The organism is Prauserella shujinwangii, from assembly GCF_003001955.1.
Taxonomy (GTDB): Bacteria; Actinomycetota; Actinomycetes; order Mycobacteriales; family Pseudonocardiaceae; genus Qaidamihabitans; species Qaidamihabitans shujinwangii.
This window is the reverse complement of the sequence record NZ_PVNH01000004.1, coordinates 212,442-233,636: the sequence shown is the minus strand read 5'-3', so window position 1 is coordinate 233,636 and position 21,195 is coordinate 212,442. Positions and strand designations below refer to the sequence as shown.

The following is a 21,195-nucleotide window of genomic DNA, read 5'->3' as shown; positions in this document are numbered from 1 at the left end:
CCGGCGCGGCCGTCGCTCAGGCACCCGCCTGCTCGACCAGCTTGGCCCGCAGCCGCAGCACGGCCCGGGTGTGCAGCTGGCTGACGCGGGACTCGGTGACGCCCAGCACCTTGCCGATCTCGGCCAGGGTCAGGCTCTCGAAGTAGTAGAGGCTGACGACGATCCGGTCGCGTTCGGTGAGCTGGGAGATGGCGTCGGCGAGCTGGCGCCGGTTGTCCCGGTCGACCAGCACGGTCGCGGGGTCGACGGCGTCGTCGTCCGGCAGCGTGTCCACGAGCGAACCGCTGTCCTTGCCGACGCTGACAAGGTCCTCGAGCGCGACGACGCTGGTCAGGCGGAGCTGCCCGTAGAGTTCGCGCAGCTCGTCGAGCGTGATGCCCAGCTCGGCGGCGAGTTCCGCGTCGGTCGGCGTGCGGTGCAGCTTGGCCCCGAGCCGGTCGATCGCGCGCTCCACCTCCCTGGCCCGGCTACGCACGACCCGGGGCACCCAGTCCTGCGAGCGGAGGTCGTCGAGGATCGCGCCGCGGATGCGCTGCATGGCATAGGTCTCGAAGCGCAGGCCGCGGTCGGGATCGAACTTCTCGATCGCGTCGACCAGCCCGAAGATGCCGGACTGAATGAGGTCGCCCACGTCGACGTGCGTGGGCAGCCCGGTGCCGACGCGGCCGGCGACGTACTTGACGAGCGGCGCGTAGTGCAGCACGAGCCGGTCACGGATGCGCTGGTCCTGTGTGGAGACGAACTCCTTCCACAGCGACTGGATGGTCGTCTCGGTGTCACCACCGCTGCTCAGCTGTGCCGTCACGCCGCTTCCGTTCGTGGTGTGGCGGTCCGGACCGGGCTCCGGTTCAGCCAAATCTCCACCGGCGTCATCGGGCACGGGGGTGGGTTCGGTCATGAATCGCCTTCAGCCGCTCGACGGTCACGTGAGTGTAGAGCTGCGTCGTGGCAAGCGTAGCGTGACCGAGTAGTTCCTGAACGCTGCGAAGGTCCGCGCCGCCCTCGAGCAGATGCGTCGCCGCGGAATGGCGCAGCCCGTGTGGGCCCATGTCCGCGGCGCCCGGCACCGACTCGACGGCGTCGTGCACCACCCTGCGCACCGTCCTCGGGTCGACCCGCCTGCCTCTGACGCCGAGGAACAAGGCCGATCCCGATGACACGGTAGCCAGCGCGGGCCGACCCCCCTCCACCCAGGTACGCACTGCGCGTTCCGCGGGTTGCCCGAACGGCACCATTCGCTCCTTGTTCCCCTTTCCCAGGACGCGCACGACCCTCCGGTCGAAGTCCACGTCGTCCACGTCCAGTCCGCACAGTTCGGCCACCCGCACCCCGGTCGCGTAGAGCAGCTCCAGGAGCGCGTGGTCGCGCACGGCGACCGGGTCGCGTTCGGCGGCGCCCGAACCCGAGGCCCGCATGAGGTCCGCCGCCTGCTCGGCCCGCAGCACCCCGGGCAGGTGCCGGTGCGGCCGGGGCGCGACCAGCCGGGCGCCGGGATCGGTCTCCAGCACCCCGCACCGCTGCGCCCAGGCAGTGAACGTCCGCGCGGCCGCGGCCCTGCGCTGCAGGGTGGTCCGGCTGCGGCCCGTGGACCGTTGCGCGGCGAGCCATGCTCGCAGGACACCGACGTCGAGCCCGTCCAGCGCACCGGACCCCGCCGGGGCCGGTCCCGTCGTGCCGTCCACGCCGTGCAGGTGGCCGAGCAGGGACACCACGTCGCCGACGTACGCGCGGACGGTGTGGGCCGACAGCCCGCGTTCCGCGCGCAGGTGCCGTTCGAAGTCGCCGAGGAGCCCGTCGGCCGCGGGCGGCAGCGCGGCGCGCACCCCGGCCAGGTCGACGCGCCCGGACCGCCCGGAACCGGCTGAGGACACCATGGCATCGAAGCTGGAGGAAGCGGCTTCGATGGTCAAGCATCGCCACACCTCGCTGATCAACCCGCAATCTCCGGGGAGGCCCCGCGCTTCCGGGGGTAGGGGGTGTGGGCGGCGGAAGCGCGGGGCCGGTGGCCGCCGTGGGGGTGAGCGGCGGCCGGTCCGGAACCGGCCGGTGGTGACCGGCCGGGGGTGCGTCGCGATCGAAGGTGGGAGCGACGCGGTCCCGTCATTGCCGTGGGCACGTCGCCCGCGGAACAGCCGAGTCCGGCGACCGGGCGGTGGCCCTCCCGCGCCGGACCGCCACGCTCCCGCGCCTGGCCGAGGCACGCACCGGTCTGACCGCAGCACTCACGAGCCCGAACGCGGCACTCACGGCGCGGCACCCACGGGCTCGAACGCAGCACTCGCGGGTCCGAACGCGGCACTCGTGAACCCGACCGCGGCACCCACGAGCCCGAGCGCGGCACTCGCGAACGCGAACGCAACACTCACGGGTCCGAGCACGGCAGTCGCGGGCCTGATCGCAGCACTCACAGGCCTGACCGCAACACTCGCGAACGCGAACGCAGCACTCACGGGCCCGAGCGCGGCAGTCGCGGGTCCGAGCACGGCACTCGCGGGGCCGGGCCCGGCAGTCGGGGGCCTGGGCGGCAGGGCGGGGTCAGCTCCGGGCACGGCGCCACCCCGTCTCGCACCGTTCGGCGAACCCGTCGAGCTCCAGCGCGGGCAGCAGGGCCCGTACCCGGGCCAGCGGCACCCCGGACTCGGTGGCGACCTCCTCCGGCGACCTGCCGCCTCGGCCCTCGAGGGCCTCGTGGACCCGCAGCGCCTGCGGTCCCAGGCCGTCGGTGCGCCGCCGTGCGGGCGGCGGTGCCGCCCTGGCGGCGCTGAGCCTGCCGACCGTGTCGAGCACGTCGTCCGCCGAGGCGACCAGCGTCGCCGCCGCGTCCCGGATCAGCTGGTGGCAGCCGACCGACTGCGCGGAGCCGACCGGGCCTGGCACGGCCATCACCACCTTGCCCAGCGTTCCCGCGGTCGCGGCGGTGTTCCGCGCGCCGCTGCGGGCCCCCGCCTCGACCACCACCGTCCCCGCGGTGAGCCCGGCGATGAGCCGGTTGCGGACGAGGAAACGATGCCGGGCGGGTGGCGTGCCCGGCGGGTACTCGCTCACGACGAGCCCGTGCTCGGCGATGCGGTTGAGCAGTCCGACGTGGCCCGCGGGATAACCGGCGTCGAGGCCGCAGCCGAGCACGGCGGCCGTGACGCCGCCCGCCGCGAGGACACCGCGGTGGGCGGCACCGTCGATGCCGTACGCGGCTCCCGAGAACACCGCGAGCTCACCTCCAGCCAGGGCGTAGGCGAGCTCGGCGGCGGTGTGCTCGCCGTACGGGGTCGCCGCGCGGGCACCGACGACGGCGATGGCCTCGGTGGCGGCCTCGTCCAGGCGCGCTCCCCCGCGCACCCACAGCGCGATCGGCGCGGCCACCCCGTCGACGCCCCGGCCCGTCGCGATGTCGAGCGCGAGCAGCGGCCATGCGGGCCACTCGGCGTCCTCGGGAACGACGAGCCGCGCCCCGTGCCGTTCCGCCTCGTCGAGATCCCGCTCCGCGAGCCCCAGCTCCCGCCGCGCGCTCGTCTCCTGCAGCACGGAGTCCGGCGCCTGCCCTCGCCGCACGAGCGCGGCGGCCTCGACCGGGCCGTGCGCACCGACGAACGCGGCCAGGGCCGGGGCGGGTGGTTCGGCGACGCGCAGCAGATACGCCCTGGCCAGCCGCACATCGTCCGGTGCGTGATCGCGCGCCATGCCGTTCTCGTCGGTGCTCATGCCGCCCTCCGATCACGGAACTCCAGGGCCGACGCCACGTGGTCGGCGTCCGGCCGGTCCGCCTCGGCCAGGTCGGCCAGGGTCCAGGCGATCCGCAGGCACCGGTCGGCTCCGCGGGCGGTGACCGCGCCGCGGTCGAGGCTGCGGTCGAGCAGGGCGGTCACGTCGCGCGGCAGACTGAACTCCCGGCGCAGCGCGGGGCCGGGCACCTCGGCGTTGGTGCGCCAGCCGTGCGCGGCCCAGCGGTGCGCGGCCCGGTCGCGGGCCGACAGCACGCGAGCGCGGACGGCCTCCGTGGGTTCCGGTTCCTCACCGGTGTGCGTGCTCATCGCGGTGATCGGCCGCATGCGCACCCGCAGGTCCACCCGGTCGAGCAGCGGGCCGGACAGCCGGCCCAGGTAGCGGCGCCGCTCGGCAGGGGAGCACGCGCAGTCGGTCTCCCGGGGCGGGGCGCAGGAGCACGGGTTCGAGGCGAGCACGAGCTGGAAGCGGGCGGGGTAGCGCACGACACCACGCGAGCGGGCGAGCCGGATCTCGCCCTCCTCCAGTGCGGTGCGCAGCGCCTCCAGGCGCTCGGGACCGAACTCGCAGGCCTCGTCGAGGAACAGCACGCCCCGGTGGGCGCGGCTGATCGCGCCGGGCCCCGCCAGTCCGGTGCCGCCGCCGACCAGGGCGGCGACCGAGGCCGTGTGGTGCGGGGCGACGAACGGGGCCACCGTGACGAGGGGCCGCTCCGGGGAGAGCGCGCCCTCGATGGAGTGGATGGCGGTCACCTCCAGCGCCTCCGCCCTGGACAGTCTCGGCAGCAGGCCGGGCAGGCGCCGGGCGAGCATGGTCTTGCCGACGCCGGGCGGGCCGACCATCAGCAGGTGGTGCCCGCCCGCCGCCGCGACCTCCAGCGCCCAGCGCGCCTCCGGCTGGCCGAGGACGTCGCGGAGGTCGGGCGGTTCGTCGGGCACCACCGGCGCGGGCGGCTCGGGCGAGGTCAGCGGCCGCTCGTCGCGCAACCAGCCGACGATCTCCGCGAGCCGCCCCGCTCCCCCGACCTCGAGCCCGTCGACGAGAGCGCCTTCCCGCAGGGACTCCGCGGGCACGACCGCGCGCCGGTACCCGGCGGCGCGGGCGGCGAGCAGGGCGGGCAGCACGCCGCGGACCGGCCGCACCCGGCCGTCGAGGGCCAGCTCGCCGAGCAGGATCGTGCCGACGAGCCGGGTGGCGGGCACGGACCCCGCCGCCGCGAGCACCGCCACGGCGATGCCGACGTCGTAGCCGGAGCCGACCTTCGGCAGGTTCGCCGGGGAGAGCCCGAGCGTGACGTTGGTGTCCGGCCACTTCTCGCCGCTGTTGCGGACCGCGGCGCGGACCCGGTCCTTGGCCTCGCGCAGCCCCGCGTCGGGTAGGCCGACGAGCTTGGTGCCCGGCATCCCGGCGCCGATGTCGGCCTCGATCTCCACCACGCGGCCCTCGATGCCGAGGAGTGCGATCGACCACGTGCGTGCCAGTGCCATCAGAACGCCCCGGTGATGTGCCGGATGCGCGGCCGCTCGCCCGGTGGCGCGTCGATGGCGATGACGTCGAACCGGATGGGGCACCACGCGACGCGGAAGTCCGCGAGCCAGCGGGTGGTGGCCCTGCGGATCCGGGCGATCTTCTCCTCGGTGACGGCCTCGGCCGGTGCCCCGTAGTCGGGCCCGGAGCGGGTCTTCACCTCGCAGACGACGAGCGTGGTGCGGTCGGTGGCCACGATGTCCAGCTCGCCCTCGCGGCAGCGCCAGTTGCGGGCGAGCACGACGAGGCCCTGTCGTCGCAGGTGTTCGGCCGCGAGGTCCTCACCTCTTCTGCCCAGCGCCAGCGGTGATCGCGGATCGTCCGGCAGTCCGGGCCGCGCAGCGGTACCCATGCAGTCCACCCCCAGGTCGTGTTCACCGGTCGGTCGCTCTCGACGGTGGCAGGGCCGGGTGGGCCGGACCAGCGCCGACGACCGCACCTGTGGACAGGTGGGGTGCTGTGGACAACGCGGGGGCCGGGCACGGGCATTGTCGGAGCCCGGTGCTAGACGCTCGCGGGCGCGCGAGCGCGGCACTCACGGCCGGAGCGCGGCACTCGGGAGCCGGAACGCAGCACTCGCGTGCGGGAACACAGCACTCACGTGCGGGAACGCGGCACTCGTGAGCCTGGGTGGGGGACTCGCGTGCGGGAGCGGGGGACTCGCGAGGTCAGGTGCCGAACGGGCCGTCCTCGGGCAGCCGCAGGTCCGGCTTGTCGAGCTCCTCGACGTTGACGTCCTTGAACGTGATGACCCGGACGTTCTTCACGAACCGGGCAGGCCGGTACATGTCCCACACCCAGGCGTCGGACATCCGGACCTCGAAGTAGACCTCCCCGCCGCTGTCGCGGACCTGGACGTCGACGGCGTTGGCCAGGTAGAACCGCCGTTCGGTCTCCACGACGTACGAGAACTGGCTGACGATGTCGCGGTACTCGCGGTACAGCGACAGCTCCATCTCGGTCTCGTACTTCTCGAGATCCTCAGCGCTCATGAGAAACGCGCCCCTCCTCGCAGGTCTCGCAAGCCTGGCAGGTCTTCTTCGGCGAAGAGTCCATTCTGACTCACGTCCTCACTGTCGGCACGCGGCGCGCCCGCCTGCAGTGCCGCGGCGCTCAACATCACCCGGCGCGGGGGCCGCCTGCCGTGCGCGGCCGCCGCGTGCGCGACGTTCGCGAAGGACCACCGGTGCACCTCGCTCGGCCCGTGCGCGGTGAGGGCCTCACCGTGCTCGGCCGTGGTGTATCCCTTGTGCACGTCGAACCCGTACACCGGGTGCTCGTCGTGCAGGCCGGCCATGATCCGGTCCCGCGTGACCTTCGCCAGCACGGAGGCCGCCGCGACGCAGGCCACGGCGCGGTCTCCCTTGACCACCGGGACGCTGGGCGCGGGCAGGCCGGGCACCCGGAATCCGTCGGTGAGCACGTAGCCGGGCGCGGTCCGCAGCGCGGCCACCGCGCGCCGCATGCCCTCCACGTTGGTCACGTGCACGCCGAGGGCGTCGACCTCGTCGGGTGGGATCACGACGATCGCGTGGTCCACCGCGCGGGCCAGCACCCGGTCGTACACGCGTTCCCTGGCCGCCGGGGTCAGCAGCTTCGAGTCGGTGAGCTCGCTCAGCCGGGCCCCGTCACCGGGCCGCAAAACGCACGCGGCGACGACGAGCGGGCCCGCGCAGGCTCCCCGGCCCGCCTCGTCGACTCCGGCCACCGGGCCGAGACCACGCCGGTCGAGCGCCGACTGCAGGGCCCACGACGTCTCGCCGCGCACCACCGCTCTCGGCGGGCGCAGCACCGTGCCCGGTATCCGGCTCCTTCGCACTCCCGCGGTCACAGCGCCCATGGCAGCTACCGCCTCCGGCCGACCGCCCCGCGCGCGGCTCCACCGATCCGCCTGCCGGCCAGCACCGTCGGCCACGCCGCCACCAGCCCGGCGCCGAGCGGCAGACCCTGCTGCCACGCCGGTGCGCCCAGCGCCGTCGCCTCGGCGGGCTGCTGCGGGTTGTGGTCGCTCACCGTGCCCCAGCGGGACGGTGGCAGGACGATGAACCGGGCCTTGCCGATGATGTTGTCCACCGGGACGGCGCCCCGCTCACCACCGCCGCCCTGGTAGCGGGAGTCGGAGGAGTTGTTCCGGTTGTCGCCCATCACCCACACGCTGTTCTGCGGCACCGTGACCGGGCCGAAGTCCGCCTGGGTGCGGCTGCCCTCCCAGTGGATGTACGGCTCGTCCAGCGGCTTGCCGTCCACCAGCACCCGGTTCTGGTCGTCGCAGCACTGCACCGTCTGCCCGCCGGTGGCAATGATCCGCTTGACGAAGTCCCGCTCGTCCGGTGGCGCGAGGCCGAACACCGACCCGATGCTCTGCAGGAACTGGACGAAACCGTTGTCCGAGGTCTCGACGGGCGCCTCGCCCTCCAGCCACGTGTCCGGCCCGCGGAACACCACGACGTCGCCCGGCGAGGGGTCGGTGAAGTCGTACGTCACCTTGTCCACGAGGATGCGGTCCGGCGTGCACCCGGGACAGCCGTGCAGTGTCTCCTCCATCGAGCCCGACGGGATCATGTAGACCCGCGCGAGGAACTGCTGGATGAGGAACGCCAGCACGAGCGCGACCACGATCAGGATCGGCAGCTCTTTCCAGAACGGACGCTGCTTGCGCTGCTGGTGCCGCTTCTTCGCCCTGCCCGCGGACCGCCCGCCGCCGGAGTCCCCGGCGGCCGGGGACTCCGCGTCGTTCCGCGATTCGTCGTCGTCAGGGCGTTCCGGCTCGTCTTCCTCGGCGTGAGAAGGCACGGGTTCGACCACGTCGCCAGGCTACGTCAGGTGGCCGACGGCTCAGGAAGCGGAGGACTCGCGGCGCTCACGGATCTTGGCGGCCTTGCCGCGCAGGTCGCGCAGGTAGTAGAGCTTGGCGCGGCGCACGTCGCCCTTCTTGGCGACCTCGATCTTCGCGATGTTCGGCGAGTGCACCGGGAACGTGCGCTCGACACCGACGCCGAAGGACACCTTGCGCACGGTGAACGTCTCGCGGATGCCGCCGCCCTGCCTGCGGATGACCACGCCCTCGAAGACCTGGTTCCGCTCGCGGTTGCCCTCGATGACGCGGACGTGCACCTTCAGCGTGTCACCCGGCCGGAAGTAGGGGATGTCGGAACGCAGCGACTCAGCGTCCAGGGCGTCCAGGGTGTTCATCGGAGTTCCGTCCTCGTCCTCGGTGTGGCTTCACGTTCTTCCGGGCGCGCACCCGCGGCACAGCGGCGGGCCCAGGGGTTCGGCGGCGCGTGATCTCGCGGATCTCTTCAGCGCCAACCCGACAAGTATGGCAGACCCCGTACGCAGGACCTCAGCGGCCCTGCCGGTCCTCCCGCAGGCGCGCGAGGACCGCGCGGTCGTGCTCGTCCAGGCTACCCTCCGGCAGCCGCTCCAGCAGGTCGGGCCGGCGCCGGAAGGTCCGCTCCAGCGCCTGGTCACGCCGCCAGCGGTCGATGCGGGCGTGGTTGCCCGAGCGCAGCACCTCGGGCACGGCGAGGTCCCGCCAGACCTCCGGCCGCGTGTAGCTCGGGCCCTCCAGCAGGCCGTCGGAAAACGAGTCCTGTTCCGCCGACACCGGGTTGCCGAGCACCCCGGGCAGCAGCCGGACCACCGCCTCGACGATGACGAGCACCGCAGCCTCCCCGCCGACGAGCACGTAGTCACCGAGGGAGACCTCGTCGACCGGCATCCGCCGCGCGGCGTCGGTGAGCACGCGCTGGTCGATGCCCTCGTACCGGCCGCACGCGAACACCAGATGCTCCTCGGCGGCGTAGGAGTGGGCGAGCCGCTGGGTGAACGGCCTGCCCGCCGGGGTCGGGACGACCAGCCGGGTGCGCTCGCCGCACACGTCGTCCAGCGCGGCACCCCACACCTGCGGTTTCATCACCATCCCGGGCCCGCCGCCGTACGGTGCGTCGTCCACGGCACGGTGCACGTCGTGGGTCCAGTCGCGCAGGTCGTGGACCCCGACCTCGATGAGCCCGCGGTCGAGGGCACGGCCGAGCAGCGCCGCGCGCAGCGGGTCGAGGTACTCGGGGAAGATCGTGACGACGTCGATCCGCATCAGGAGTCCAGCAGCCCTTCCGGCGGATCCAGCACGACGCGCCCGCCCGCGAGGTCGACCTCGGGCACGATGGCGCGCACGAACGGCACGAGCACCTCCCGGCCGTCGACGTCCAGGGCGAGCAGCTCGCCGCCGGGCGAGTGGATCACCTCGCGGACCGTGCCGACGCCGGTGCCGTCGCCGAGCTCGGCGCGCAGGCCTTCGAGCTCGTGGTCGTAGAACTCGTCCGGGTCCTCGGTCGGCGGCAGGTCGGCGGTGTCGGCGAGCAGCAGCAGACCGCGCAGCTCCTCCGCCGCCGTGCGGTCGGGCACCTGCTCGAAACGCACCAGCAGCCGCCCGCTGTGTTCGCGGGCGGCTGCCACGGTGAGTTCACGAGTGCCGCCGTCCCGCGCCTCGCCGGTGAGCACGGAGCCCGGGGCGAAGCGCTGCTCGGGGAGGTCGGTGCGCACGTCCACGGCGACCTCACCGCGGATGCCGTGCGCCTTCACGACGCGTCCGACTGCGAGCAGCACCGGAGTGGGTCAGCGGTCGGTGTCGATGACGTCGACCCGGACGCCGCGACCACCGATACCACCCATCACGGTGCGCAGCGCGGTGGCCGTGCGGCCGCCACGCCCGATCACCTTGCCGAGGTCGTCGGGGTGCACGTGCACCTCGAGCGTGCGGCCCCGGCGGGTCGTGATGAGCTCGACCCGGACGTCGTCCGGGTTGTCGACGATGCCGCGAACCAGGTGTTCGAGCGAGTCGGCCAGGAAGCTCACGCCTCGTCGGCCTTCTTCTCAGCCGTCTCGGCGGGCTTGTCCGACTTCTCGGACTTCTCGCCCTCGGCCTTCTTGCCGCCGCTCTTCTTCTTGGGCGTGGTGGCCTCGGTGGAGGGCTCCTCGCCCGCGGCCGCGAGCGCGGCGTTGAACAGGTCCTGCTTCGACGGCTTCGGCTCCGGCCGCTGCAGCGTGCCCTCGGCACCGGGCAGGCCCTTGAACTTCTGCCAGTCCCCGGTGATCTCGAGGATCCGCTGCACCGGCTCGGTGGGCTGGGCGCCGACCTTCAGCCAGTGCTGGGCACGCTCCGAGTCGACCTCGATGTAGCTCGGCTCGACCTTCGGGTGGTACTTGCCGATGGTCTCGATCGCCTTGCCGTCCCGGCGGGTGCGCGCGTCGGCGACGATGATGCGGTAGTACGGCGCACGGATCTTGCCGAGGCGCTGCAGCTTGATCTTGACGGCCACGGGTGTGGGTACTCCTCAGTTCTCTCGGTGCTCGGGCCGGGGCACGATCCGAGTGGGGAACCGGATGCGAGTGCCCGCAGGTGCAGGTAGTGGCAGCCCCGGCACGGTGAGAGGGCCCGGTCCGGAGCAGGCAAGCGCCCATTCTGCCAGACGACCGCGACCGGGGATGTCGCGGGTCGGGACTTCCGTGCGGTGACCGGCGGCGATCAGTCCGGATAGCTGAACAGCCCCAGCGCGGTGAGCAGGATCGCCAGTGCCGGGAGGAAGTTGTTCATCTGGTGCGCGACGATGCTGCCGAGCAGCCTGCCGGTCACCAGCCGGGCCAGCCCGATCGGGACCGCGATCACCAGCAGCAGGGTGGTGCGCAGCGGTTCGAGATGGCTGACGGCGAACACGGCGGTGGACAGCCCGAACGCGGCGAACCGGCCCCACTTCTCCTTGGCCCACTGCAGCCGCTCGATGGCGCCCCACAGCAGGCCGCGGTAGATGATCTCCTCGCAGATCGGGCCGAGCAGCCACAGGTACAGGAACATCGCGACGGCCGCGGTGACCGACATCGGCTGGTCCTGCACCAGCGCGCTGATCGCCGAGGTGGCGTTCTGCTCGCCCACCGCCTTCGTCCACACGAAGGCGCCGACCGTGGTGCACACCAGTCCGAGCAGCCCGAACTTGAGACCGGTCTTGACGTCGTCCCACCGCCACGAGAGGCGCAGGTCCGCGAGCGGGCCGTTGCCGCGGATCCGCGTGATCGCCAGCGCGGTGGCGGCGGCGATCATGGTCGGCGCCATCGTGCCGATCAGCACGTCGCGGACGGGGATGGAACCGCCCTCGCGCCCACGGCTGAGGAACACGCCGACGAACGCGGCCGACGCCAGCAGCATGGCCTCGACCAGCAGGAACGCTCCGAAACCCCACCGGTGCGCCGGGGGCGCCCCCGGTCGCGTGACGGGCTCGGCGTCCGGCACCGGCTCCCGGGGCTGCGGTGACGTCACGCCGATTCCTCCCCGTAGCGTGCTGATGACGGGCTGAGCCTATCGGGGTCGTTCCCTCCTTCACGACCCGACGAGCAGGGCGAGCGCGGCAGGCGCGTTGTTGGCGGCGTGCGCGACGACGCTCGTGCCCACGCGGCCGGTGATCATGCGGGCCGCGCCGATGGCGAGACCCTGGCCGAACAGGCTCACCACGCGTTCGGGTTCGCCGTGCAGCTGCGCGAACACCAGCGAGGTCAGCACGAGCACCACCCACGGCGGCAGCCGGTACGACGCGAGCGCGTTCCACAGCGCGCCGCGCACCAGCAGTTCCTCGGTGAGCGGCGCGGCGACGACCACGACCAGCGCCACCACGACCAGCCAGCCGAGACCGATCTCGGCGCCCCGGACGATGTCGGTGAGCGGGCTGGTGACCGGGCCGGTTCCGTAGACGGCGAAGAGCAGCAGGTTCAGCACGTACCCGGCGAGCAGGGCGAAACCGCCCGCGGCGAGCCCGACCTTGACGTCCCGGCCGTTCGGCACCAGCCCGAAGTCGGCCCGCAGGCCGCGGCCCCAGCGGCGGGAGCCCAGCACCGGGGCGAGCCCGAGCAGCAGGTTCGGCACGAACGCGAGCAGCACGATCGGCCCCAGCGCGGGCAAGTCGGGCGAGCCGCCACCGGAGCCGGGTACGGCGGCGGAGAGCACCAGCGAGAGCAGGTAGTACCCGCCGTAACCGGCGAAGAACGCCAGGAAGCCCCAGTGCGCGCCGAGCACGAGCCCCTCGCGGAGTGGCGGCCGGCCGGTCTCCTCGCGATCCACCGCACCTCCCCGGGTCACCGAGCCGCCACCCCCACGCTATGCGGCCGCCCGCCGGTCCGCCATACGCGGCCCAGTGATCAGCTCAGCGCTCGCGCGTGAGCACCGCCCACCCGTCGCCCGGCCACCACCCCTGGCGGAGACGCTCCGCGCCGCCGCGGTGCTCACCACGTTCTCACTCGCGAGTGGTGACCACGGCCCCGCGCAGGACGATGTGCCGTGGGTCGCGGAGGGCGGCCAGATCCTCACGCGGGTCCTCGTCGAGGACGAGCAGGTCGGCGGGCGCGCCGTCGGCGATGCCCTCGTGGCCGAGCCACTCGCGCGCGGCCCAGGACGCCGAGGCCAGCGCCTGCTCCCGCGACATGCCCACGCGGTGCAGCGCGTCGATCTCGTCGACCAGCCTGCCGTGCTGCACCATGCCGCCCGCGTCCGTTCCGGCGTACACGGCGACGCCCGCGGCCAGCGCGGTCTCGACCATGTCGGCGACCCCGGCATGCAGTGCCCGCATGTGCTCGGCGTAGCCGGGGTACTTGGCGGCCTGGTCGGCGATCGAGGGGAAGTTCTCGATGTTGATCAGCGTCGGGACGAGCGCGGTGCCCCGCCGTCCCATCTCGCCGAGCAGGTCGGCGTCGAGCCCGGTGCCGTGCTCGATGCAGTCGATGCCCGCCTCGATCAGCCCTGCCATGGCGGCCTCGCCGAACACGTGCGCCGTCACCCGCGCCCCCGCGGCGTGGGCCACCTCGATCGCCTCGGCCAGCACGTCATCGGGCCACAGCGGGGCGAGGTCGCCGACGGACCGGTCGATCCAGTCGCCGACGAGCTTCACCCAGCCGTCCCCGGCCGCGGCCTGCTCGGCGACGGCGCGGGGCAGGTCCTCAGGCGGGTCCACGTCGATGCCGAGCCCGGGGATGTAGCGCTTGGGCCGGGCCAGGTGCTGCCCGGCACGAATGATGCGCGGCATGTCCACCCGCCGCTGCAGCGGCCGGATGTCGATGGGCACCCCGCAGTCGCGGATCAGCAGCGTGCCCGCGTCCCGGTCGGTCAGCGCCTGCTCGGCCGCCTCGTCCAGGGTCGTGGGCCCGCCGACGCCGATGCCGGGGTGGCAGTGGGCATCGACGAGGCCGGGCACGAGGAAGCCGCCGCCGAGCTCCCGCGCGCCGTCCACCGGCTCGAAGGAGATCCGGCCGTCACTGATCCAGAGGTCGCGTTCGGCGCCGTCGGGCAGCACGACACCGCGCAGGTGCAGTACCGGCATCGCGGGTTACTTCTGCTTCGGCAGCTTGAACTTCGACGGGTCGAAGCCGGGCGGGAGGTCGTTGAGGCCGCCGCCGAGCTTGGACGGGTCCGGCGCACCGCCACCGCCACCGGGGAAACCGCCGGGCGGCAGGCCCGGCATGCCGCCGGGGAACCCGCCGCGCACCTTGGGCTGCGTGGGGCCGCGCCCCTTGCCCTTCTTCCCCTTCTTGCCCTTGCGGTTCTTCTTGCCGCCACCGCCCGGCCCGCCGCCGAAGCCGAACCGGCCCGCCATCTGCTGCATCATCTTGCGGGCCTCGTAGAAGCGGTTGACCAGGTCGTTGACCTCCCGCACGGTCACGCCGGAGCCGCGCGCGATGCGCTGCCGCCGCGAGGCGTTGATGACCTTCGGGTCGGCGCGCTCGGCCGGGGTCATGCCGCGGATGATCGCCTGCAGCCGGTCGAGGTGCTTGTCGTCGACCTGCGCCAGCTGGTCCTTCATCTGGCCCGCGCCGGGCAGCATGCCGAGCAGGTTGCCGATCGGGCCCATCTTGCGGACGGCGAGCATCTGCTCGAGGAAGTCCTCCAGCGTCATGTCGCCGGTGCCGAGCTTGGCCGCCGCCTGCTCCGCCTTCTCCTGGTCGAAGGCCTGCTCCGCCTGCTCGATCAGGGTGAGCACGTCACCCATGCCGAGGATGCGGCTGGCCATCCGGTCCGGGTGGAAGGTGTCGAAGTCCTCGAGCTTCTCGCCGTTGGAGGCGAACAGGATCGGCTCGCCGGTGACGTGCCGCACCGACAACGCCGCACCACCGCGGGCGTCGCCGTCGAGCTTGGTGAGCACCACGCCGGAGAAGCCGACGCCGTCGCGGAAGGCCTCGGCCGTGGTCACCGCGTCCTGACCGATCATGGCGTCGACGACGAACAGCGTCTCGTCCGGGGTGACCGCGTCGCGGATGTCGGCGGCCTGGCGCATCATCTCCTCGTCCACGCCCAGCCGGCCCGCGGTGTCGACGATCACGACGTCGTGCTGGGCCCGCTTGGCCTCGTCGAGGCTGCGCCGCGCGACGTCCACGGGGTCACCGACGCCCTGGGGGGCGGGTCCCTCGGAGAGGGGGGCGGGAGAAACATTGCCCGGCTCGGGCGCGAACGTGGGCACCCCGGCTCGCTCGCCGACCACCTGCAGCTGGGTGACGGCGTTGGGCCGCTGCAGGTCGCACGCCACGAGCAGCGGCGCGTGGCCCTGCTTGCGCAGCCACAGCGCCAGCTTCCCGGCCAGCGTGGTCTTACCGGAGCCCTGCAGGCCGGCGAGCATGATCACCGTGGGCGGGTTCTTGGCCAGCCGCAGCCTGCGCGTCTCCCCGCCGAGGATCTCGACGAGCTCCTCGTTGACGATCTTGACGACCTGCTGCGCCGGGTTGAGTGCCTGCGAGACCTCGGCGCCCTTCGCCCGCTCCTTGATCTGCCCGATGAACGCGCGGACCACGGGGAGTGCGACGTCGGCCTCCAGCAGCGCGACGCGGATCTCGCGCGCGGTGGCGTCGATGTCGGCGTCGGTGAGCTTCCCCTTGCCGCGCAGGTTCGAGAGGACCGACGTGAGCCGGTCGGAAAGGGTGTCGAACACGGGTGAGCACGCTCCAGCGGGTCGTCGTTACTCGGCCGGCCGGGCCGGCATCACCCCAGGGTACTGATCCCCGCGCCGAACTGGCCCGCCCGGCCGGTCTGCTCCCTCTTCAGACCGGCCGGGCGGACGGGTCCCGCCGCGGGTGCCGGCTCCCCCGGGCTTCGCCCGACCCCCAGTACCGGGCGCTGCCCCACTCGCACCGCCCCGCGACGACGTCCAGACTGCCGTCCCGCGGGTCGCGCCCGGCACCGTGAGGACCCTCGGATCTCGTTGCGTAGGACTACTCATGCCGGTCACGTCCCCCTATTTCGTCGCGGCGGCGAGCACCTCCCGCTCGACCCTGGCCCGCCAGCCGGCGTCGAGGACGCCGCGCCGGGGGGACACGGCGAACGAGTCGACCACCGCGGCGCCGAGGGTGGCGACCTTCGCCCACCGCACCTCCGCCTCGCAGCGGCGCAGCGCACCCGCCACCCGGAACAGCAGGCCGATGCGGTCCGGGGCACGCAGCTCCAGCACGACGGTGCTGGACCCGCTGGTCTCGTCGTCGAACCAGAGGACCCGGGGCGCCGCCCTCGGACCCGGCGGTTCGGCGTAGGCCCGTTCCTTCTCCGCCAGCTTCTGGGTGAGCGCCAGGTTGCCCGCGACCGCCCTGGCGAACTGCTCGCGCAGCAGCGCCGGGTCGGGCGGCGACCCGAACTTGGGCGACGCGATGAACACCCCGACCCGGCCTCCGCCGGGCCCGCCGTCCGCACGCAGCACCGCCGCGTGGACCTCGAGGGAGTGCAGCGCCAGCACGCCGGCGGCCGGGGCGAGCAGCTCGGCCCGGCCCGGCACCGCGAGCACGATCCGCGCCTGCTTGTCGTCGGCGCTGACGCGGACCTCGCCGCGGCCGGAGCGCGCGGCCGCGGCCAGCAGCTCCCGTTCGGCGGCGGTGAGCGGATCCGGCGCCGGGGCCGCCCCGCCACGCAGCACCGCGCGGCAGCGGTCCACGAGCTCGGCCACCAGCCGCGCCTTCCAGTCGGTCCACACCCCCGGCCCGGTGGCCAGCGAGTCGGCCCGCGCGAGCGCGTGCAGCAGCTCCAGCAACACGACGTCGCCGTCGACCGTCTTGACGACCCGCTCGATGGTCTCCTGCTCGCTGATGTCGCGCCGGGTCGCCGTGTGCGGCAGCAGCAGGTGGTGCCGCACCATGGCCGCGACCAGCCCGGCGTCGGCGTCCGGCAGGCCGACCCTGGCGGCCACCTGCGCGGCGATCCGCGCGCCGAGCTCGGAATGGTCGGCGTCGCGGCCCTTGCCGATGTCGTGCAGCAGCGCGCCGAGCAGCAGCAGATCCGGCCGGGACACCGTGCTGACCAGGCGGGACGCCTCGACACACGCCTGCACGAGGTGCCGGTCGACGGTCCAGGCGTGCACGGGCTCCCTCGGCGGCAGGTCGCGGACCGCGCCCCACTCGGGGAACAGCCGCGCCCACAGCCCGGTGCGGTCGAGCGCCTCCACGGCGTCGACCAGCCCCTCCCCCGCGGCGAGCAGTGCGGTCAGCGCCTGCCGGGCGGGTTCGGGCCACGGCGCGCGCAGCTCGGGCGCCGAGTCGGCGAGCGTGCGCAGGGTGCCGTGGGAGATCGGCCGCCCGCTGCGGGCCGACGCGGCGGCCACGCGCAGCAACAGGCCGGGGTCCCTGGCCGGCACGGCGTCCCGCGCGAGCGCCACCTCGGTGCCGTGCAGGACCACCCCGTCGTCGAGCGGGGTGCGGCTCGGCCGCCTGCCGAACCTGCCCCTCGGAGTGTCCACACCGGACCGCAGGGCGAGGTCGACCGCGTAGGCGACCGCCCGGCCAGCGCCGGAGAGCTTGCGCGCCAGCGTGAACCGGTCGCCCAGCTCCAGCTCGGCGGCCACCGTGTCGGCGTCCGCCGCGCTCAGCACGTCCCGCTCGCGGCGCAGCTGCCTGCGCAGTTCGGTGCGGACGTCGAGCAGCAGCTCCCGCGCGGCGCGCAGCTCCTCCCCCGGCCGGTCGACGAGCTGGGCCACCGCGAGGGCGTCCAGCAGACCGAGATCGCGCAACCCGCCCCTGCCGTGCTTGAGGTCGGGCTCGGCGGACTGCGCGATCTCCCCGCTGCGCTGCCACCGTTCCCGCGCCGCGGCCGCCAGGTCCGGCAGCCGCTTGCGCGCCGTGCGCCGCCACGCCTCCCGCGCCGCCGCCGCGAGCCGGTCGGCGAGCCCCTGGTCGCCCGCGAGGTGGCGGGCGTCCAGCAGCCCCGTCGCGGTGCGCAGGTCCTCGGCGGCGACCCGCAGCGCCTCACCCGGTGTGCGGACCGAGTGGTCGAGCCCCACCCTGGCGTCCCACAGCGGGTACCACAACGCGTCGGCCACCGCGGCGATGTCCGGGTTGCCGTCGTGCACCAGTACGAGGTCGAGGTCGGAGAACGGTACGAGCTCCCGGCGGCCGAGGCCGCCGACGGCGACCAGCGCGACACCGGGTTCGGCGGTGTCGACGCCGGCCGCCGCGGCGGCCTTGCTCAGCCAGAACTCGTACAGGTCCACCAGCGCGGCACGCAGCGCCGGGGCGCTGGTCCTGCCGTGCCTTCCCGCCAGCAGCCGGTTCGCCGCCTCGACGAGCCCCCCGACGGTCACGTCGCCGCGCTTACAGGGCGTCGGCGCCGCGTTCGCCGGTACGCACCCGCACCACGGTCTCCACCGGCGTGACCCAGACCTTGCCGTCGCCGATCTTCCCGGTGTGCGCGGCGCCCGTGATGGCGTCGATGACCTTCTCCACGTTCGCGTCGTCGGTGACGACCTCGACGCGCAGCTTGGCGACGAAGTCGACCGCGTACTCGGCGCCGCGGTACACCTCCGTGTGCCCCTTCTGCCTGCCGTAGCCCTGCACCTCGCTGACCGTCATGCCCAGCACGCCGAGCTGTTCGAGCGCCGAGCGGATGTCGTCGAGGGTGAACGGCTTGACGATCGCCGTGATCAGCTTCATGACTTGGTCTCCTCAAGCTTCCTGGAGTTGCCGGACACCACGGAGGTGTCGACCGAGGCCGGGCGCCCGCCGCGGCCACCCGCGAAGTCGTAGGCGGTCTCGGCGTGCTCGGCCTCGTCGATACCGGCGACCTCCTCCTCGGCGGAGACCCGGCCGCCCTTCATCGTGACCTTGATGATCAGGCCGAGGATCGCGGCCACCACGGCCGAGTAGATCAGCACCGCGACCGCGCTGATCACCTGCGTCCAGAGCTGACCCGCGCCGCCCCCGTAGAAGAGGCCGTCGGCGCCGTCGGTGCCCACGTTGGTGGTCGCGACGAAGCCCAGCAGCACGGTGCCGACGAGACCGCCGACCAGGTGCACGCCCACGACGTCGAGCGAGTCGTCGTAGCCCAGCCGGTACTTCAGGCCCACGGCCAGCGCGCAGAGGATGCCCGCCACGGCGCCGATCGCCAGCGCGCCCCACGTGTCGACGTAGGCGCAGGCGGGCGTGATGGCCACCAGTCCGGCCACGACACCGGACGCCGCACCGAGGCTGGTGCCCTTGCCGTCGCGGAGCCGCTCGACGAACAGCCAGGCCAGCATCGCCGCGCAGGTGGCCGTGAAGGTGTTGAGGAAGGCGACACCCGCGACACCGTCGGCGGCGTAGGCGGAACCGGCGTTGAAGCCGAACCAGCCGAACCACAGCAGGCCCGCGCCGAGCATCACGAACGGCAGGTTGTGCGGCTTCATCGGCTCGCGCGGCCAGCCGACCCGCTTGCCGAGCACGAGGACGAGGCCGAGCGCCGCGGCACCGGCGTTGATGTGCACCGCGGTGCCACCGGCGAAGTCGAGCGCGCCCATCTCGCCGATCCAGCCGCCGTCACCCCACACCCAGTGCGCGACCGGGAAGTAGACGAGGGTCGCCCACAGGCCGCCGAACAGCAGCCACGCGCCGAACCGCATGCGGTCGGCGACCGCGCCCGCGATGAGGGCGACGGTGATGACGGCGAACATCGCCTGGAACGCGATGTCGACGGTGCCCGCCGTGGGGTCGCCCTCCGCGGTCATCAGGCCGCTGGCACCCAGGTACTCGAACGGGTTGCCGAACAGACCGGCGACGTCGGTGCCGTAGGACATCGAGTAGCCGTAGACCACCCACAGCACGCCGACGAGGCCGATCGCGCCGAAGCACATCATCAGCATGTTGAGCACGCTCTTCGAGCGGACCATGCCACCGTAGAAGAACGCCAGCCCCGGTGTCATGAGCAGCACCAGGGCGGCGCTGGTGAGCAGCCACGCCGTATTACCTTCCACGCTTCTCCTCCTTCGAGAGCTGTCCGGGCGAACTCGCGCGATTGCGGCACAGCATGGGAAAGTCGTGTTGCGCGGGATGGCGCTCGACGTTTCAGGGCTGTGAACCAATCCACCCGGCTTGTTACGCCTGCGTTTCCCGCCGCCGGTGCCGATTCGTCCGGTCCGGAAACGTCGTGGTCGAATAGGCCTCATGACCTCGCCCCAGGCGGCCGCCCAGCGGCTACCGTCCGCGGTCACGGCGGCGCTGCGCTGCTCCGTCTGCGCGAGCCCCGTCGCGTGCACCGGTCACGCGCTGCGGTGCGCGCGGGGGCATTCCTTCGATCTCGCGCGGCAGGGCTACGTCAACCTGCTGCACGCGAAGGTCGCGGCGGGCACGGCCGACACGGCCGGGATGGTGGCGGCGCGCGCGGAGTTCCTCGGGGCGGGCCACTACGCGCCGCTGGCGGAGGAGCTGGCCGGACTGGCCCGCGATCTCGCGCCGCACCTGGTGGTGGACGCGGGTGCGGGGACCGGGCACTACCTGGCCCGGGTGCTCGACGCCTGCCCGGGGGCCCAGGCGCTCGCGCTCGACGTGTCCGCGCCCGCGCTGCGCCGGGCCGCGCGGGCGCACCCGGGAATCGGGGCGGTGGTGTGGAACCTGTGGGAGCCGTGGCCGGTCGCCGACGGCGTGGCGGACGTGCTGCTCAACGTGTTCGCGCCGCGCAACCCCGCGGAGTTCCACCGGGTGCTGCGGCCGGGCGGCGCGGTGCTCGTCGCCACGCCCGAGCCGGGGCACCTCGGCGAGCTCGCCGGGGCACTGGGACTGCTCGCCGTGGACGAGGACAAGCGCCAGCGGCTCGACGCCGCGTTCGCCGACGGCTTCACGCTGGTCGAGCGGCGCTGCCGCGGCGGTGAGCTGACATTGTCGCCCGACGATGCCCGGCGCGCGGTGCTCATGGGCCCGAACGCGCACCACCTGGAGCGGGACGGGCTGGGCGAGCGGCTCGCCGCGCTGGCCGAGCCGGTGCGGGTGACGACGTCGTTCGCCGTGTCGGTCTACCGGAGGCTGCCGTGACGCGCCCGGTACCGGCCACGGTGCTCGCGGACGAGTCGTGGCTGCGGGAGGACCTGGACCGCGCCGCGCGGCTGTACGGGCGGGCGAGCGGCCGGGTGCTGGGCACGATCCGGTGGTACTCGGCGTCGTCGGTGCTCGTCGCACCCGCGCTGGAGTCGCTGGTGCACACCGGGATCGCGCTGGACCCCGCGCTGGAGTCGGTCACCCTCGACCTGCACCCGGACGGTCGCTATGTCGACGCGCACTCACGGCGGCCGCTCGGCCGGGACGTCACCCAGCTGGGCGCGGCGCTCGGCGCGGCACTGACGGCGGCGGTCACGGCGGGCGCCGCGGTCAGCGGCGCGACGGAGCGCTCGCTGTGGGCGATCGCGGCGGACTCGATCGCCAACCGGCTGTTGTGGGCGGCGTCGGCGGCCGGCGACGAGGAGCGCGGCATGCGGCTCGCGGAGGAGATCGGCGACGCGGTCGGCTCCCGGCTGCCCCGGCCGCGGTTCGTGCGGGTCGGCGCGAAGCCGGTGGTGCGCAGGGCGTCGTGCTGCCTCATCTACGAGGCCACCGGCGGGGAGAAGTGCGCGAGCTGTCCACGGCAGACTCCCGCCGAGCGCACCCGGCGCCTGGAGCTGCTGCTCGGCTCGTGAGTGAAGAACGTGGTGAGAACCACGT

Annotated in this window: 22 protein-coding genes; 2 read left to right on the top strand and 20 right to left on the bottom strand. The window is 73.7% G+C overall.

Annotated features, from left to right (window positions below):
- Positions 1-16 precede the first annotated feature (16 nt).
- The 20 genes from whiG to B0I33_RS10770 form a co-directional block, all read right to left on the bottom strand.
- A complete protein-coding gene (whiG, locus tag B0I33_RS10870; RefSeq protein ID WP_106178495.1) occupies positions 17-898 on the bottom strand; it encodes an RNA polymerase sigma factor WhiG in 882 nt (293 codons plus the stop codon).
- Positions 870-1,874, bottom strand: a complete 1,005-nt coding sequence (locus B0I33_RS10865) for a tyrosine recombinase XerC (protein ID WP_106178494.1) — start codon at positions 1,872-1,874, stop codon at positions 870-872. The genes whiG and B0I33_RS10865 overlap by 29 nt, the downstream gene beginning before the upstream one ends.
- A 661-nt stretch (positions 1,875-2,535) precedes the next feature.
- Positions 2,536-3,699 carry a DNA-processing protein DprA gene (gene dprA, locus B0I33_RS10860; RefSeq protein WP_106178493.1) on the bottom strand — a complete coding sequence of 388 codons (1,164 nt, stop codon included), beginning with the start codon at positions 3,697-3,699 and terminating at the stop codon, positions 2,536-2,538.
- Positions 3,696-5,207 carry a YifB family Mg chelatase-like AAA ATPase gene (locus tag B0I33_RS10855; RefSeq protein WP_106178492.1) on the bottom strand — a complete coding sequence of 504 codons (1,512 nt, stop codon included), beginning with the start codon at positions 5,205-5,207 and terminating at the stop codon, positions 3,696-3,698. The genes dprA and B0I33_RS10855 overlap by 4 nt, the downstream gene beginning before the upstream one ends.
- Positions 5,207-5,599, bottom strand: a complete 393-nt coding sequence (locus B0I33_RS10850) for a YraN family protein (RefSeq protein WP_106178875.1) — start codon at positions 5,597-5,599, stop codon at positions 5,207-5,209. Before B0I33_RS10850 ends, B0I33_RS10855 begins: the two co-directional genes overlap by 1 nt.
- A gap of 316 nt (positions 5,600-5,915) precedes the next feature.
- Positions 5,916-6,239, bottom strand: a complete 324-nt coding sequence (locus tag B0I33_RS10845) for a DUF2469 domain-containing protein (protein WP_106178491.1) — start codon at positions 6,237-6,239, stop codon at positions 5,916-5,918.
- Positions 6,236-7,018 (bottom strand): ribonuclease HII, encoded by a 783-nt coding sequence (locus tag B0I33_RS10840; RefSeq protein ID WP_245900629.1) that lies wholly within the window; start codon positions 7,016-7,018, stop codon positions 6,236-6,238. The genes B0I33_RS10845 and B0I33_RS10840 overlap by 4 nt, the downstream gene beginning before the upstream one ends.
- A 74-nt stretch (positions 7,019-7,092) precedes the next feature.
- Positions 7,093-8,040 carry a signal peptidase I gene (lepB, locus tag B0I33_RS10835; protein ID WP_106178873.1) on the bottom strand — a complete coding sequence of 316 codons (948 nt, stop codon included), beginning with the start codon at positions 8,038-8,040 and terminating at the stop codon, positions 7,093-7,095.
- Between the two features lie 42 nt (positions 8,041-8,082).
- On the bottom strand, positions 8,083-8,439 hold the full coding sequence (gene rplS / locus B0I33_RS10830; RefSeq protein WP_106178489.1) for a 50S ribosomal protein L19: 357 nt from the start codon (positions 8,437-8,439) through the stop codon (positions 8,083-8,085).
- 151 nt (positions 8,440-8,590) lie between these two features.
- Entirely contained in the window at positions 8,591-9,343 is a 753-nt protein-coding gene (gene trmD / locus B0I33_RS10825; RefSeq protein ID WP_106178488.1) for a tRNA (guanosine(37)-N1)-methyltransferase TrmD, read from the bottom strand.
- Positions 9,343-9,855, bottom strand: coding sequence for a ribosome maturation factor RimM (rimM, locus tag B0I33_RS10820; RefSeq protein ID WP_106178487.1), 513 nt, complete (start codon positions 9,853-9,855; stop codon positions 9,343-9,345). Before rimM ends, trmD begins: the two co-directional genes overlap by 1 nt.
- 9 nt (positions 9,856-9,864) lie before the next feature.
- Positions 9,865-10,104, bottom strand: a complete 240-nt coding sequence (locus tag B0I33_RS10815; RefSeq protein WP_106178486.1) for an RNA-binding protein — start codon at positions 10,102-10,104, stop codon at positions 9,865-9,867.
- Positions 10,101-10,568 (bottom strand): 30S ribosomal protein S16, encoded by a 468-nt coding sequence (rpsP, locus tag B0I33_RS10810; protein WP_106178485.1) that lies wholly within the window; start codon positions 10,566-10,568, stop codon positions 10,101-10,103. Before rpsP ends, B0I33_RS10815 begins: the two co-directional genes overlap by 4 nt.
- A 206-nt stretch (positions 10,569-10,774) precedes the next feature.
- Positions 10,775-11,560, bottom strand: coding sequence for a CPBP family intramembrane glutamic endopeptidase (locus B0I33_RS10805; protein ID WP_181193246.1), 786 nt, complete (start codon positions 11,558-11,560; stop codon positions 10,775-10,777).
- 60 nt (positions 11,561-11,620) lie between these two features.
- Complete coding sequence (locus tag B0I33_RS10800; RefSeq protein WP_106178484.1) at positions 11,621-12,355, bottom strand: CPBP family intramembrane glutamic endopeptidase; 735 nt, start codon at positions 12,353-12,355, stop codon at positions 11,621-11,623.
- A gap of 172 nt (positions 12,356-12,527) precedes the next feature.
- A complete protein-coding gene (locus B0I33_RS10795) occupies positions 12,528-13,607 on the bottom strand; it encodes an amidohydrolase family protein (protein ID WP_106178483.1) in 1,080 nt (359 codons plus the stop codon).
- Between the two features lie 6 nt (positions 13,608-13,613).
- Positions 13,614-15,206 carry a signal recognition particle protein gene (ffh, locus tag B0I33_RS10790; protein ID WP_106178482.1) on the bottom strand — a complete coding sequence of 531 codons (1,593 nt, stop codon included), beginning with the start codon at positions 15,204-15,206 and terminating at the stop codon, positions 13,614-13,616.
- A gap of 303 nt (positions 15,207-15,509) precedes the next feature.
- Entirely contained in the window at positions 15,510-17,834 is a 2,325-nt protein-coding gene (locus B0I33_RS10780) for a [protein-PII] uridylyltransferase (RefSeq protein WP_106178480.1), read from the bottom strand.
- 10 nt (positions 17,835-17,844) lie between these two features.
- Positions 17,845-18,183 (bottom strand): P-II family nitrogen regulator, encoded by a 339-nt coding sequence (locus tag B0I33_RS10775; RefSeq protein ID WP_106178479.1) that lies wholly within the window; start codon positions 18,181-18,183, stop codon positions 17,845-17,847.
- Positions 18,180-19,478, bottom strand: coding sequence for an ammonium transporter (locus B0I33_RS10770; RefSeq protein ID WP_106178478.1), 1,299 nt, complete (start codon positions 19,476-19,478; stop codon positions 18,180-18,182). The genes B0I33_RS10775 and B0I33_RS10770 overlap by 4 nt, the downstream gene beginning before the upstream one ends.
- Positions 19,479-19,668: 190 nt before the next feature.
- On the opposite strand from B0I33_RS10770, the gene B0I33_RS10765 reads away from it, so the two are divergent.
- Both B0I33_RS10765 and B0I33_RS10760 read left to right on the top strand, forming a co-directional pair.
- Entirely contained in the window at positions 19,669-20,532 is an 864-nt protein-coding gene (locus tag B0I33_RS10765) for a putative RNA methyltransferase (RefSeq protein ID WP_106178477.1), read from the top strand.
- Positions 20,529-21,170 (top strand): (2Fe-2S)-binding protein, encoded by a 642-nt coding sequence (locus B0I33_RS10760; protein ID WP_106178476.1) that lies wholly within the window; start codon positions 20,529-20,531, stop codon positions 21,168-21,170. Before B0I33_RS10765 ends, B0I33_RS10760 begins: the two co-directional genes overlap by 4 nt.
- Positions 21,171-21,195: the final 25 nt, after the last annotated feature.